This window comes from Mameliella sp. CS4 (genome assembly GCF_019392335.1).
GTDB lineage: Bacteria > Pseudomonadota > Alphaproteobacteria > Rhodobacterales > Rhodobacteraceae > Antarctobacter.
The window spans coordinates 578,961-590,824 of the sequence record NZ_JAHXRQ010000001.1 but is presented as its reverse complement, the minus strand read 5'-3'; the positions used below and the strand labels follow the sequence as shown (position 1 = coordinate 590,824).

Here is an 11,864-nt window from a genome sequence, read left to right as displayed (position 1 = left end):
AAAGCAAATGGAAATTCCAAATACAGTCGCAACCACGCCAACGCCGCAGGACCGGGCCCTTCGCGAAGCCGCCAAAGAGCTGGAGGCGAACTTTCTTGCCGAAATGCTGAAATCCGCAAAGCTGGGCGAGGCGCCAGAGGCCTTCGGCGGGGGTGCCGGTGAAAACCAGTTCGCCTCTTTCATGCGCCTGGAACAGGCCCGGCAGATGACCGAAGGCGGCGGGATCGGACTGGCCGAATCCCTGTTTCACGCCTTAAAGGAGAGAGTCGATGACTGACCAGACACTGACAAACCGCCTGAAATCCCTGCTCGAGGCCGAGCGAAAAGCGTTGCTCGAGGGTGATTTCGATCGCCTGGCCGACCTTATGACGGAAAAACAGAGCCTTGCCGCAGACCTGGAGAATGCGCCGCTTCGGGCCGAGGAGGTCGCGCCCATAAAGGACGGTTTGCGCCGAAACCAGGAATTGTTCGACCAGGCGCTGGCCGGCCTGCGCAACGTTGCCGCCCGCATCGGCGATCTCAACCGCGTGCGCAAGGCGACCGATACCTATGATGCCAAGGGACGACGGCAGACCATCGATGCGCCAGCATCGAAACGGCTGGAACGGCGTGCCTGAAGATTTGTGACAAATCCGCCGAAACGGCAGTGGAGGGATTAGGGCAACGTTAGGACTCGAAAGGCCAAGTTGGCCGCGCACCAAGACGGGTGGCGCAGGCCGACAAAGGGGTCGGACTGCATACGTCAGAAGGCGTCAGAGATGCCGTTCGCGGCAAATGCAAACCGGCGCAAAAGCGCCTTTTGAAAGCAAGGACAATCTATGTCTAGCATCCTGACGAACAATGGCGCGATGGTCGCGCTGCAAACCCTCAAATCCATCAATTCCAGCCTGGCGGACACCCAGTCGCAGATCTCCACCGGCAAGAATGTCGCCAACGCCAAGGACAACTCCGCCGTCTGGGCCATCTCGAAGGTGATGGAAGCGGACGTAAAGGGCTTCAAGGGGATCTCCGACAGCCTCAACCTTGGCCAGTCCACCGTCGCCGTCGCCCGCCAGGCCGCGGAAACCACGACCGAGCTGCTGACCGAGATCAAAGGCAAGATCGTTGCCGCCCAGGAAGAGAACGTCGACCGGGGCAAGATCCAGACCGATATCGACGCGCTGCGCAACCAGATCAGTGCAGTCGTCGGTGCCGCACAGTTCAACGGTCTGAACCTGCTGTCGAACACCGACACCGCCGCCGGTTCGGGCAGCATCAACGTGCTGGCCTCGCTGGACCGCTCCGGTACCGGTGTGACCGCGTCGGACATCACTGTGGCCAAGCAGGACCTCGGCACATCGGCCGCGTCGATCGACGTGGCATCGGCATCCGCCACCGCCGCGGCCTCGGACGAACTGTCTGGTGCGGCCAACACCGCCGCCGTCGCCCTGGCCGGTAACGCAACACAGGCGACCACCGCTGCCGTTGTTGGTCAGACCGCAGGTGCAGGCACCGCCACTGTGGCGGCCGGCACCGGTTTCTCGATCGAGATCACAGCGGGTGCCGCCGGTCTGGCGACCTTCAACACCACCGCAACGGCAGGCGCACAGGAAATCACCTATGTTGCCCGCGACGGTGACACTCAGGCCGATGTGGCCGCCGGTCTTGCCGACGCGTTTAACAAGTACGTGACCGACAACTCGGCCATCACCGACGGCCTCGGCATCGGCGCGGCGGTGAATGGCACCAACGCGAACCAGATCGATTTTACCGGCGCCAACAACACCGGTGACAACTTCTCGGTCCAGGTCCGCAGCTACGCTGTCGGGGACTCCACCATCGGTGGCCGCCTGGAAGATCTGTCAAGCGTCGACGTCACCACCCAGGCCGGCGCCGACGCTGCCCTGGAATCGATCGAGGGCCTGATCCAGACCGCGATCGACTCGGCCTCTGCCTTCGGCTCTGCCCAGGGTCGCATCGAAACCCAGGCCGACTTTGTCGGCAGCCTTACCGACGCCCTGAAATCCGGCATCGGCACGCTGGTCGATGCGGACATGGAAGAGGCCTCGGCCCGCCTGCAGGCGCTGCAGGTCCAGCAACAGTTGGGTGTCCAGGCGCTGTCCATCGCCAACCAGGCGCCGCAGTCGCTGCTGTCGCTGTTCCGCTAATCCAAGACACCCCGGGGGGCCGGGCAACCGGCCCTTCGGATCATCCCCCTTGATCCTCATAACCAGAAGGTTCTGAAGTGAACGCCCATACTCTCGCACAACGAGCATATGCCCAAAACGCCCGCTCGACCCAGACCCCCCGCGGCACCGAATACGAGCTGATCGCAAAGGTCACGCATCGTATCAAGTCCGCCGCCGAGGCTGGTCCCCGGGCCTATCCACGGCTGGTCGAGGCCCTTTCCGACAACCAGCGTCTCTGGACCGCCCTGGCCGTCGATGTCGCCGACAGCGACAATGGCCTTCCCGCCGAGTTGCGGGCGCGGATCTTTTACCTGGCGGAATTCGTGCAGCAACACACCTCGCAGGTGCTGACCAAGAAAGCGCGCGTCAGACCGCTTCTGGAAATCAACGCCGCGATCCTGAAAGGATTGAGCGGCAGGAGCATACGAAAATGAGTGGACTTGTCCTGAAACTTGGCCCGCGAGAGCGCGTGCTGATCAATGGCGCGGTCATCGAAAACGGTGATCGCCGCAGCCGCCTGTCAATCGTGACGCCGAACGCGAATGTCCTTCGCCTGCGCGATGCGATCCACCCGGAAGAGGCGAAAACGCCCGTGCGTCGGCTTTGCTACCATGCACAGCTGATCCTGACCGGGGACGCCGATGCCGAAGAGGCTCGCCTGAAACTTCTTCCTCGGATCGAGGAGCTGAGTCAGATCCTGACCGATCCGGACAGCCGGCGCTTGCTGGGACAGGCGACCGAGGCCCTGCTGGGAGAGCAGTTCTACCAGTGCCTCAAGGCGCTTCGGGCGCTGATTCCGCGCGAGGACAGGTTGCTGGCCACGAGGTCACAATGAGCTTTCAACCCATTGTCGTCGGCTCCGGTCTCACCGCCTGGCAGTTCCTGAAGGCCACGCAGGACTCTCAACGCGCGAATTTCGACAAGTCGCCGACTCTTGCACGCGATGCCGAGTATTTTGCATCCCGCATCGGCGAAATCAAAAGCGCGGAGGACTTCGTATCCGATCGAAGGGTCATGCGGGTCGCGCTGTCGGCTTTCGGCCTCGAGGACAAGATCGACAGCAAGTTCCTGATCCAGAAGGTTCTGGAAGAAGGGACGGAAAACGACGATGCGCTCGCCAATCGCCTGTCGGACGGGCGTTTCGTCGCGCTGGCCAATGCATTCAACTTTGAAAAAGTCCTGGAACCCAAGACCCGGGAAGCCGGTTTCGCCGATCCGATTGCGGATCGCTATCGCGAAACCGTGCTGGCAAACATGGAGGCCGGGCTGGCCGAAACCGGCGACACGGACACGCCCTATGGGGAATCGGTACGTCGGCAGGTCGTTCTGAACATCGAGACGGAAACACAGTTCTTTCGGGACAACATCGGCGCCGTGACCTCGGCCGAGGGGATGATCAAGAACCCGCGCCTGTTCACCTATGCTCTGGTCGCCTTCGATCTGGGTGAAAAGGCTGGTAGCACCAAGCTGATGCAGAGGGTGCTGGAACAGGGAACTGACGATGCCCGCGACCTGGCCAATGTCCTCGGCGACAGCCGATATATCGACCTGGCCAAAGCCTTTGAATTCAACCGCGATCCGGTATCCGCAACCCAGAAAGAGGGGTTCGCGGATGAAATCGTCTCGGATTTCTACCTGCATGAATTCGAAGTTGCGGTCGGCGATGTGGATGAAAGCCTGCGCACGGCGTTGAACTTTGAACGTGCAATACCCGAGCTGGCGGGGCGTGGGTCCTCCGACAATACCAAGTGGTTCTCGGTCCTTGGCACGACCTCGCTGCGCAACGTCTTCCAGGCGGCGCTGGGCCTGCCCTCGGGGTTCAGCCAGATCGACGTCGACAAGCAGGTCAAGATGCTGAAAGACAAGGTCAGCAGCCGCTACGGCGTCAAGTCCTTCTCCGAACTGGCTGAACCGGACGTCCTGAACAGGGTCATCAATACCTACCTGTTGCAGAACCAGATCAACCAGACGGCAAACGCCGGGTCGAACCAGATTGCATTGACACTTCTTTCTTCCATTCCGCGTCAATCGATCTTTGGCTGACAGGCGCGCCATGAACGCCGCGCCTGTCTTTCACATCTTGCGCGCCACCGGCATCTGGCCCCCGCGTCCCGGAGCCGGGCGACCCTGCGGCACGCCGGCCTGAGCCCGGCGCAGGATCAGTTCCAGCTTTTGAAAGGCGCCCTCCGGCCCATCCGGCGATTTCTCGGACAGGAACGCATCCAGGTCCGACCAGACCTTCATCGCCTGGTCCAGCAATGGGTCCTCACCTTCCCGATACAAACCCGCCCGCACCATCGTTTCGGATTTCGCATAGGCACCCAGCAGGCCACGGACCCTCTGGATCAGGGTGTTTTCATGGTCGCTTGCCGCCTCGGGCAGGCTGCGCGAAACGGACCGCAGAAGGTCGATGGCCGGAAAGCGGCCCCGTTCGGCGATTTGCCGGTCCAACACGACGTGCCCGTCCAGGACCCCACGCAGGATATCAGCAACCGGTTCATCCATGTCCGACCCGGCCACAAGCACACTGAACACCGCCGTGATGTCACCCGTTCCCTGCAACCCCGGCCCAGCCCGTTCCGCCAGGCGCATGATCTGATGGGCAACCGAGGGCGGATGCCCGCGCAGGGCCGGGAGTTCGCCGGAGGCGATCGCGACTTCGCGGTGCGCCTCTGCGAAACGGGTGATAGAATCGGCAAGGTAGAGCACGTGTTTGCCCTGGTCCCGGAAATGCTCGGCGATGGTCATGGCCGCCAGCGGGCACCGTCGACGTTCCAACGGCGACCGGTCAGAGGTTGCGGCGACCACGACACTGCGCGCCATGCCTTCAGGTCCCAGGACGGAGGTCACGAAATCCAGAACCTCGCGACCACGTTCCCCGACAAGCGCAAGCACGACGACATCCGCCTCCATCCCCTGTGCAAGCTGCGCCAGCAGTCTGGACTTGCCCACGCCGGACCCGGCGAAAAGCCCGACACGCTGGCCGGTCACGATGGGCAGCAGGGTATCGAAAACGGACAGGTCGGTGCGCAACCGCTCACCCAGGCGCCGCCGCGCCGCCGCCGGTGGCGGGCTGGCGCGGAAAGGCCGCCGTTGCGCCCCCGGGCCGATCGGGGCACCGTCCAGCGGGCGGCCATAGGCGTCGATCACCCGGCCGATCCAACTGTCGCAGGGCGCCAGCGTCGGCGGGCCAAGAACAGCAACGCGATCGCCGCGCGACACACCCTCGGCCGGCTCATCCGGCAGCATCGCCACCAGGTCGTCGCGAATGCGCAGGACCTCGCCGCCCAGCACATTGCCCGGGTGCATCAGGCGCAGCCGGTCACCGATACAGGCGTCCTCGGCCAGGCCGCGCACCCAGATGATCGTGCCATCCACCGATTGCACGCGGCCGACCGCGCGCACCGGCTGCATCTGCGCGATCCTGGCCCTGAGGCCGGTGATGTCTTCTTCCATCGTACGCTCCGTTCATTCCTCGCAAACCATATCTAAAGGAATCAGCGTTAAGCCTTGATTGAAGCAATCGAGGGAGAAGCCCCGATGTTCCAGAATTTGGACGTCTTCAGAACGGCAATGGCAATGGCGCGGCACGCTGGCACGCAACAGGCCTACAGCGCCCAGAATATCGCGAATGCGGATACACCCGGTTACCGGGCCCGTGCACTGCCCGAGTTCCAGGACACCCTGCGCGACTCGATGATGGGCCAGCGTGCCACGCGGGAAAAACACCTGAACGGCAGTCTCGGCCGCGATGTCGATATCCGCGAACGGCGCGACATGCTGGACCCGAACGGCAACTCCGTTTCGCTGGAAGAGGAAATGGTCAATGCGGCTGGCGCCAAACGCCAACACGACCGCGCGCTGGCCATCTACCGCAGCAACCTCAGCATCCTGCGCGCCAGCCTGGGCCGCAGCTAACCGGAGAGAGCAATGAGCGATTTTTCCAATGCCCTGAAGGTCACCACCACCGGCCTTCAGGCCCAGGCCGCGCGCCTGCGGATCCTGTCCGAGAACATTGCCAATGTCGACACGCCCGGCTACCGGCGCAAGACCGTGCCCTTTGAAATGGAGCCGACACGGTCGGACGTCACCGGCGTGAAACCGGGCGACGTGCGGCTGGACCGCAGCGACCTCGAGGTGATCCACGATCCCTCTCACCCGCTTGCCGATACGACCGGCAATTACCTTGGGTCCAACGTCGACCTGATCATCGAGATCGCCGACGCGCGCGAAGCCCAGCGTTCCTACGAGGCCAACCTCAAGATGTTCGACCAGACACGCCAGATGTCGAGCAGTCTGATGGATCTGTTGCGCCGATAACCCTCTGATTTGAAACCTTGAAAGGAATCCAGAATGGACGTCCGTTCGCTTTATGCCGCGCAGAAATACGCGGCCTCCAAACCCGCCCTGCAACCCGAACCGGAGACCGCCAAGGCCCCGCTGGAAAAGGAATTTGCCCGGGTCACGGAAGAGTTCACTCAACAGCTCAAGGCCGCCGAGGACACCGCCAAGGCCGCGATGACCAGCGATGCGGACCCCCATGCCCTGGTCGAAGCGCTGGCCCAGTCGGAACTGGCGGTCGAAACCGTCGTCGCCGTGCGCAACAAGGTGGTCGAGGCCTATCAGGAAATCCTGCGGATGCCGGTCTGACGCCATGCTGACAGAGGTCATCTTCTTCGACACCCTGCGCATGGGTCTGTGGATCGCCACGATCACCGCGGTCCCGATTCTGACGGCGGCACTGGTCGCCGGGGTCGGTGTCGGCCTTTTCCAGGCGCTCACCTCGATCCAGGAAATGACGCTGACCTTCGTGCCGAAACTCATGGCCATCGTTGCCGTCTTCTGGATGTCGATGAGCTTCATGACCCGGACTCTCATTGACTTTTTCCAGGGGCAGATCATTCCCCTCATCACCGGAGGCTGACATGGAAACCGCCGGCTACGCCGCCCTTTCGCGCCAGACGAGCCTGATGCGCGAGATGCAGGTCATCGCCAACAACATCGCCAACGCCAACACCACCGGGTACCGGCAGGAAGGTGTGATCTTTTCCGAGTACGTGGCCGAAGGCGACGGCATGGCCGCCGTCGCGATGGGCGCGGCCCGCATCGGCACCACATCCCTGAAACAGGGTACGCTGGAACAGACCGGCGGCATGTACGACATGGCCATCGAGGGGGACGGCTTCTTCCTGGTGGACTCGCCCGACGGTCCCCGACTGACGCGCGCCGGGGCCTTTTCGCCCAGCGCCGAAGGCACGCTGGTGACACCGGACGGTTATCCGGTTCTCGACGCGGGCGGGGCACCGATCTTTGTCCCGCCGCAGGCCATCGACCTGTCCATCGCCCATGACGGGACCATCAGCACCGAGGGCCGCCCGATCGGACAGGTCGGTGTCGTGCAGCCGTTGGACCCCAAGGCGATGATCCGCGAGGGTGGGCAGATGTTCCGCAGCGACGCCGGGTTTGAACCTGTCGATGCGCCCCGCGTCATGCAGGGCTTTGTCGAGGCATCGAACGTGGATCCGATCCTGCAGGTGGCCCGCATGGTCGAGGTGCAACGCGCCTACGAACTGGGCCAGAGCTTTATGGAACGTGAGGATGAACGCATCCGCAGCGTCCTGAAAAACGTCATCAAATAGGAGCCGTCACATGCGCGCCCTCAAGATCGCCGCCACCGGCATGACCGCCCAGCAGATGCGGGTCGAGGTCATCTCGAACAACCTCTCGAACATGAGCACCACGGGCTATAACGCCCGCCGGGCCGAGTTCGCGGACCTGCATTATCAACAACTTGCTCGCGCAGGATCTGTCAGCGCCTCGGACGGTACGGTGCTGCCCACGGGCATCCAGATGGGCCTTGGCGTCCGGCCAGCCGCCGTCTCGATGCAGCTTCAGCAAGGGGCGCTCTCGGCCACCGGCGGAGACCTGGACCTGGCCATCGAAGGCAATGGCTACCTCGAGGTCGTCCTGCCCTCGGGGCAGCTGGGCTATACCCGGGACGGTGGGCTGAAACGCAGCGGCGAGGGGCTGATCGTCACCTCCGAAGGCTATCCCGTCTCGCCCGAGATCGTGATCCCCGCCGATGCCCGCAGCATCTCGATCAACGCCGACGGCGAGGTTTACGCCTATTTCCCCGACCAGCCCGAGGGCCAGTTGCTGGGCCAGTTCACGATGGCCGGCTTTTCCAATCCCAAGGGGCTGGAGGCCATCGGCTCCAACCTCTTTGTCGAGACCGAGGCCTCTGGTCCCGCGATCCAGTCGACGCCGGGCCAGGACGGCCTTGGCACGGTCAGGCAAGGCTATCTCGAGGGCAGTTCCGTCGACGCCGTGAAGGAAATCACCGACCTGATCGAGGCCCAACGCGGCTACGAGCTCAACTCCAAGGTAATCTCGGCCGCCGACCAGATGATGGGCGCCACGGCGCAGGTGCGTTGATGCGCTGGCTGGTCCTCCTTGCGCTTGCGCCCGGGGCGGCGGCTGCCGATGCGGTGGTCGCCACCCAGACCATCCGCCCGCAACAGATCATCACCGCCGACGCGGTGCGGCTGGACCCGGCGGAGGTCCCGGGAGCCTATGCCACGCTCGACGCGGTTGTCGGGCAAGAGGCCCGGACCGCCATCTATCCCGGTCGCGCCGTCATGCGCGGCGCGGTCGGTCAACCGGCCCTTGTCGACCGCAACCAGGCGGTCGAACTGGTCTATGCCCATAGCGGGCTGCGGATAAAGGCCGAGGGCCGCGCCCTTGGCCGTGGCGCGGCAGGCGAACGGATTCGCGTGATGAACGTGGATTCCCGGACCGTGCTTTTCGGCACCGTCGCGCCCAACGGATCCATCCTGGTGAACAAATGAGGACAGACATGCTGCGATACATCGGCCTGATCGGGCTGGCCCTGACCCTTGGCGCCTGCGCACGGGTGAACCACATCGGCAAGACGCCCGATTTCACCCCTGACAAAAGCAGCCCGGAACGGGTGGCGATGATCGCCTCCGGCCTGCCGCAGGACCGCCCGCCCCGCCGTGGCGCCGACCGCGCCTCCTTGTGGAGCGGGGGCCAGACATCGCTGCTGGGCGACCGGCGCGCAATAAAGCGCGGTGACATCATGACCGTTGTGATCGAAATCGACGAGAAGGCCGAGATCAAGAACAAGACCTCGCGCTCACGCTCCGGGTCGGAAAGCCTTGGCATTCCGCATCTCTTCGGGGTGCCGCAGCGGATCAACCAGGGCATCACCGACGGGGCCAGCCTGGACGACGCGGTGTCGATCAAGTCCTCCAGCGATGCCAGCGGTGACGGGTCGGTGCGCCGCAGCGAAAGCCTGACCCTGCGGGTGGCCGCCACCGTGATCGACGTCCTGCCCAACGGCGTGCTGGCCATCGAGGGCAGCCAGGAGGTTCGGGTGAACTTTGAACTGCGCGAGCTGCTGGTGACAGGCTATGTCCGCCCCGAAGACATCTCGCGCCAGAATGAGATCACCTATGACAAGATCGCCTCGGCCCGGATTTCCTATGGCGGCCGCGGGCAGATCACCGACGTGCAACAACCCAGGATCGGCCAGCAGGTGCTGGACGCAATCCTGCCCTTCTGAGGTCGGTTCATGCTCAAGAAACTCTTTCCCCTGATTCTGGCGCTGGTGGGAACCGGCGCCGGCGTGGGCGCCGGGCTGTTCATGGCGCCCTCGGACGAGGATCCCCAGGCGGTGGCCGCGGATGGTCATGCCGACAAGGCCCGTGCAGAGCCGCCTGTTGCAGACAGCCACAAGGACGATGGCCACGGCGGCAGCGGGAATGAATACGTCAAGATGAACAACCAGTTCGTCATCCCGGTGATGAGCGCCAAACGGGTCGAGGCTCTGGTCGTCGCCTCGCTGAGCATCGAGGTGTCCAGCGGCGGGTCGCAGGCGGTTTACGAAAGAGAGCCCAAGCTGCGCGACGTCTTTCTGCAGGTGATGTTCGACCACGCCAATATCGGCGGGTTCGAGGGAGCCTTCACCGCCGGGGAGCGCATGGACATCCTGCGGTCCGCTCTGCTGGACGCGGCGCGCTCCGTGCTTGGGGCCGATGTAAAAGACGTGCTGATCACCGAGATCGCGCGCCAGGATGCCGCCTGACGCCAGACGCAGTTTTCATGAGTATCAAGGACCCGCCCGCGAACCGGGCGGGTTTTTTGGTCTTCTGGTCAGCCCAGGCCGCGCGCCTTTGCCTCGCGCAGCACACCCAATGCATCGATGGCCTCGGCCTCGGCCTTGAGCCTGCGTCTTTTTCGGGCCTCTTTTTCGTCGCGGGCAAGCGCTTCTGCCGCCTGCGCACGGGAAAAGGCCGTGCGCGCACGGGCCAGGCTCTCGCCCTCACGGGCCCGGGCAATCGCGCTCTGGCGCAGGGCCTCGGCCCGCTTGCCCACCAGCCAGCCCTGCCAGAGCGTATCCGCCCCCAGCAATTGGCGCGCACCAACCGCCCCCTGGTCCGCCTGGGCGGCACGGCGCATGGCGTCGATCTGGGCCAGTTCCCCGGCGACCCGGGCACTTGCGGACATGTTCCGCCGGTGCGCCTCCAGCTCGCGTTCCAGCAAGAGATCCGTTGCAGCAATCAGGTCATCGAATTGGCTTGTCACCAGCCTTTCTCCTTTGCTTTGCGCCGCATGCTGTCCGCGAAACGGATGGCCGCCGCGACCGGGCGATAGTGATCCGACGCAATCTCATCGCCGATCTTCGTTGTGGCAAAAAGCGCGCGCGCCGTGGGCGGATCCGAGTGGATCGGGACACCCGCCTCATTGGCGGTTTCGCGAATACGCGCCGCCACCTCGTCCGTGCCCTTGGCGACGCAGACCGGTGCGGACCCGGGCAACCGGCTCCAGCTGAGGGCGACGGCATAGTGGGTCGGGTTGACGATCACGACATCCGCCGTCGGCACGTCGCCCATCATCTGGCTCAACGCCAATTCCTGCGCCCGCATCCGGCGATGCTGCTTCAGGTGTGGATCGCCTTCGGACTCTTTCATCTCGTCGCGCAGTTCCTTCTGGGTCATGCGGTTCTTGCGGATATGTTCCGCGCGCTGCCAGAACAGGTCGATCCCGCCGATCACGGCAGCGATCAACACGACGATCAGCAGAAAGTGCTTCATCAGCTCCGTCATGCGCAGCACCGCCTCGCCGGGGGTGGCCATCGCCGTGCCGACGATCAGGTCCAGCTGGCCGCCAAGGAACACCGCAAGCAGGACGGAATAGACGCTGAGCTTGACGAAACTCTTGAAGAACTCGAAGAGCCCGCGACGCCCGAACTTGTTCTTGGCGTTCTCGATCGGGTTGATGCGCGAGATCTTGGGCGCCAGTTTCGAGCCAGTGAAAACGATGCCGCGCGTGGCAAAGAGCGCCAGTAGAACCAGCACCCCCGGCGCGACCAGAAAGGGCAGCGCCGGACCGAGGCTCTCCGAGATCAGCGAGCCCGCAATCGACGGTGCGCCATCCCGAAAAAAAAGGGTTTTCAGGCGGTCGGGCTGTTCTATGAGCGGCAAGAGCGTCTCGGCAAAACTTCTCAGGCTGTACCCGCCAGCCGCAGTCATGCAGACCAGCATTCCCAGATAGGCCATCGCGGTGAGCAAGTCCGGGGCCCGGGCGATCTCACCTTTCTTGCGCGCCTCGTCGAGCTTGCGCTGCGATGGTTCATGGCTCTTTTCAGAGGATTCGTCCTGCTCTGCCATTGCG

At 63.8% G+C, this 11,864-nt stretch carries 18 protein-coding genes; 15 read left to right on the top strand and 3 right to left on the bottom strand.

Going from position 1 to position 11,864, the window contains the following annotated elements; all coding sequences use genetic code 11:
- Positions 1 to 7 precede the first annotated feature (7 nt).
- The 6 genes from KZZ07_RS02775 (at position 8) to KZZ07_RS02750 (ending at position 4,211) form a co-directional block, all read left to right on the top strand.
- Entirely contained in the window at positions 8 to 277 is a 270-nt protein-coding gene (locus KZZ07_RS02775; RefSeq protein ID WP_219512101.1) for a rod-binding protein, read from the top strand.
- Positions 270 to 617: a flagellar protein FlgN gene (locus KZZ07_RS02770; RefSeq protein WP_219512100.1), complete on the top strand. Its 348-nt coding sequence runs from the start codon at positions 270 to 272 to the stop codon at positions 615 to 617. The genes KZZ07_RS02775 and KZZ07_RS02770 overlap by 8 nt, the downstream gene beginning before the upstream one ends.
- A gap of 201 nt (positions 618 to 818) precedes the next feature.
- Positions 819 to 2,147, top strand: a complete 1,329-nt coding sequence (locus KZZ07_RS02765; protein ID WP_219512099.1) for a flagellin N-terminal helical domain-containing protein — start codon at positions 819 to 821, stop codon at positions 2,145 to 2,147.
- 77 nt (positions 2,148 to 2,224) lie between these two features.
- On the top strand, positions 2,225 to 2,602 hold the full coding sequence (gene flaF / locus KZZ07_RS02760) for a flagellar biosynthesis regulator FlaF (protein ID WP_219512097.1): 378 nt from the start codon (positions 2,225 to 2,227) through the stop codon (positions 2,600 to 2,602).
- Complete coding sequence (gene flbT, locus KZZ07_RS02755; RefSeq protein ID WP_043142932.1) at positions 2,599 to 3,003, top strand: flagellar biosynthesis repressor FlbT; 405 nt, start codon at positions 2,599 to 2,601, stop codon at positions 3,001 to 3,003. The genes flaF and flbT overlap by 4 nt, the downstream gene beginning before the upstream one ends.
- Entirely contained in the window at positions 3,000 to 4,211 is a 1,212-nt protein-coding gene (locus tag KZZ07_RS02750; protein ID WP_255564114.1) for a DUF1217 domain-containing protein, read from the top strand. Before flbT ends, KZZ07_RS02750 begins: the two co-directional genes overlap by 4 nt.
- A 30-nt stretch (positions 4,212 to 4,241) precedes the next feature.
- Here KZZ07_RS02750 and KZZ07_RS02745 read toward each other — a convergent pair whose 3' ends face one another.
- Positions 4,242 to 5,624 (bottom strand): FliI/YscN family ATPase, encoded by a 1,383-nt coding sequence (locus KZZ07_RS02745; protein WP_219512096.1) that lies wholly within the window; start codon positions 5,622 to 5,624, stop codon positions 4,242 to 4,244.
- A gap of 84 nt (positions 5,625 to 5,708) precedes the next feature.
- Here KZZ07_RS02745 and KZZ07_RS02740 point away from each other — a divergent pair, with 84 nt between their 5' ends.
- Genes KZZ07_RS02740 through KZZ07_RS02700 form a run of 9 tightly spaced genes read left to right on the top strand, consistent with a single transcriptional unit; the run spans position 5,709 to position 10,275 of the window.
- Positions 5,709 to 6,086 carry a FlgB family protein gene (locus KZZ07_RS02740; protein ID WP_219512095.1) on the top strand — a complete coding sequence of 126 codons (378 nt, stop codon included), beginning with the start codon at positions 5,709 to 5,711 and terminating at the stop codon, positions 6,084 to 6,086.
- 12 nt (positions 6,087 to 6,098) lie between these two features.
- Positions 6,099 to 6,488, top strand: a complete 390-nt coding sequence (gene flgC / locus KZZ07_RS02735; RefSeq protein WP_219512094.1) for a flagellar basal body rod protein FlgC — start codon at positions 6,099 to 6,101, stop codon at positions 6,486 to 6,488.
- A 33-nt stretch (positions 6,489 to 6,521) separates the two neighbouring features.
- A complete protein-coding gene (gene fliE / locus KZZ07_RS02730) occupies positions 6,522 to 6,818 on the top strand; it encodes a flagellar hook-basal body complex protein FliE (RefSeq protein ID WP_219512093.1) in 297 nt (98 codons plus the stop codon).
- A 4-nt stretch (positions 6,819 to 6,822) separates the two neighbouring features.
- Entirely contained in the window at positions 6,823 to 7,092 is a 270-nt protein-coding gene (locus tag KZZ07_RS02725; protein ID WP_219512092.1) for a flagellar biosynthetic protein FliQ, read from the top strand.
- A gap of 1 nt (position 7,093) precedes the next feature.
- Positions 7,094 to 7,807: a flagellar hook-basal body complex protein gene (locus KZZ07_RS02720; RefSeq protein ID WP_219512091.1), complete on the top strand. Its 714-nt coding sequence runs from the start codon at positions 7,094 to 7,096 to the stop codon at positions 7,805 to 7,807.
- 10 nt (positions 7,808 to 7,817) lie between these two features.
- Positions 7,818 to 8,603, top strand: a complete 786-nt coding sequence (gene flgG / locus KZZ07_RS02715; RefSeq protein WP_219512089.1) for a flagellar basal-body rod protein FlgG — start codon at positions 7,818 to 7,820, stop codon at positions 8,601 to 8,603.
- Positions 8,603 to 9,016, top strand: coding sequence for a flagellar basal body P-ring formation chaperone FlgA (gene flgA / locus KZZ07_RS02710; RefSeq protein WP_219512088.1), 414 nt, complete (start codon positions 8,603 to 8,605; stop codon positions 9,014 to 9,016). The genes flgG and flgA overlap by 1 nt, the downstream gene beginning before the upstream one ends.
- 8 nt (positions 9,017 to 9,024) lie before the next feature.
- Positions 9,025 to 9,753 carry a flagellar basal body L-ring protein FlgH gene (gene flgH / locus KZZ07_RS02705; RefSeq protein ID WP_255564113.1) on the top strand — a complete coding sequence of 243 codons (729 nt, stop codon included), beginning with the start codon at positions 9,025 to 9,027 and terminating at the stop codon, positions 9,751 to 9,753.
- A 9-nt stretch (positions 9,754 to 9,762) separates the two neighbouring features.
- Positions 9,763 to 10,275, top strand: coding sequence for a flagellar basal body-associated FliL family protein (locus KZZ07_RS02700; protein WP_219512086.1), 513 nt, complete (start codon positions 9,763 to 9,765; stop codon positions 10,273 to 10,275).
- Positions 10,276 to 10,343: 68 nt separating this feature from the next.
- Here KZZ07_RS02700 and KZZ07_RS02695 read toward each other — a convergent pair whose 3' ends face one another.
- Complete coding sequence (locus tag KZZ07_RS02695) at positions 10,344 to 10,775, bottom strand: hypothetical protein (protein WP_219512085.1); 432 nt, start codon at positions 10,773 to 10,775, stop codon at positions 10,344 to 10,346.
- Positions 10,772 to 11,860, bottom strand: coding sequence for an EscU/YscU/HrcU family type III secretion system export apparatus switch protein (locus KZZ07_RS02690; protein ID WP_219512084.1), 1,089 nt, complete (start codon positions 11,858 to 11,860; stop codon positions 10,772 to 10,774). The genes KZZ07_RS02695 and KZZ07_RS02690 overlap by 4 nt, the downstream gene beginning before the upstream one ends.
- Between the last annotated feature and the right edge of the window lie 4 nt (positions 11,861 to 11,864).

Excerpts from the sequence above, each read along its gene's own strand:
- KZZ07_RS02720 (WP_219512091.1), top strand. The coding sequence starts at position 7,094 with ATGGAAACCGCCGGCTACGCCGCCCTTTCGCGCCAGACGAGCCTGATG.
- KZZ07_RS02775 (WP_219512101.1), top strand. The coding sequence starts at position 8 with ATGGAAATTCCAAATACAGTCGCAACCACGCCAACGCCGCAGGACCGG.
- KZZ07_RS02770 (WP_219512100.1), top strand. The coding sequence starts at position 270 with ATGACTGACCAGACACTGACAAACCGCCTGAAATCCCTGCTCGAGGCC.
- flbT (WP_043142932.1), top strand. The coding sequence starts at position 2,599 with ATGAGTGGACTTGTCCTGAAACTTGGCCCGCGAGAGCGCGTGCTGATC.
- flgG (WP_219512089.1), top strand. The coding sequence starts at position 7,818 with ATGCGCGCCCTCAAGATCGCCGCCACCGGCATGACCGCCCAGCAGATG.
- KZZ07_RS02740 (WP_219512095.1), top strand. The coding sequence starts at position 5,709 with ATGTTCCAGAATTTGGACGTCTTCAGAACGGCAATGGCAATGGCGCGG.
- flgA (WP_219512088.1), top strand. The coding sequence starts at position 8,603 with ATGCGCTGGCTGGTCCTCCTTGCGCTTGCGCCCGGGGCGGCGGCTGCC.
- KZZ07_RS02750 (WP_255564114.1), top strand. The coding sequence starts at position 3,000 with ATGAGCTTTCAACCCATTGTCGTCGGCTCCGGTCTCACCGCCTGGCAG.
- KZZ07_RS02765 (WP_219512099.1), top strand. The coding sequence starts at position 819 with ATGTCTAGCATCCTGACGAACAATGGCGCGATGGTCGCGCTGCAAACC.
- KZZ07_RS02700 (WP_219512086.1), top strand. The coding sequence starts at position 9,763 with ATGCTCAAGAAACTCTTTCCCCTGATTCTGGCGCTGGTGGGAACCGGC.
- flgC (WP_219512094.1), top strand. The coding sequence starts at position 6,099 with ATGAGCGATTTTTCCAATGCCCTGAAGGTCACCACCACCGGCCTTCAG.
- KZZ07_RS02745 (WP_219512096.1), bottom strand. The coding sequence starts at position 5,624 with ATGGAAGAAGACATCACCGGCCTCAGGGCCAGGATCGCGCAGATGCAG.
- KZZ07_RS02690 (WP_219512084.1), bottom strand. The coding sequence starts at position 11,860 with ATGGCAGAGCAGGACGAATCCTCTGAAAAGAGCCATGAACCATCGCAG.
- KZZ07_RS02725 (WP_219512092.1), top strand. The coding sequence starts at position 6,823 with ATGCTGACAGAGGTCATCTTCTTCGACACCCTGCGCATGGGTCTGTGG.
- flgH (WP_255564113.1), top strand. The coding sequence starts at position 9,025 with ATGCTGCGATACATCGGCCTGATCGGGCTGGCCCTGACCCTTGGCGCC.
- fliE (WP_219512093.1), top strand. The coding sequence starts at position 6,522 with ATGGACGTCCGTTCGCTTTATGCCGCGCAGAAATACGCGGCCTCCAAA.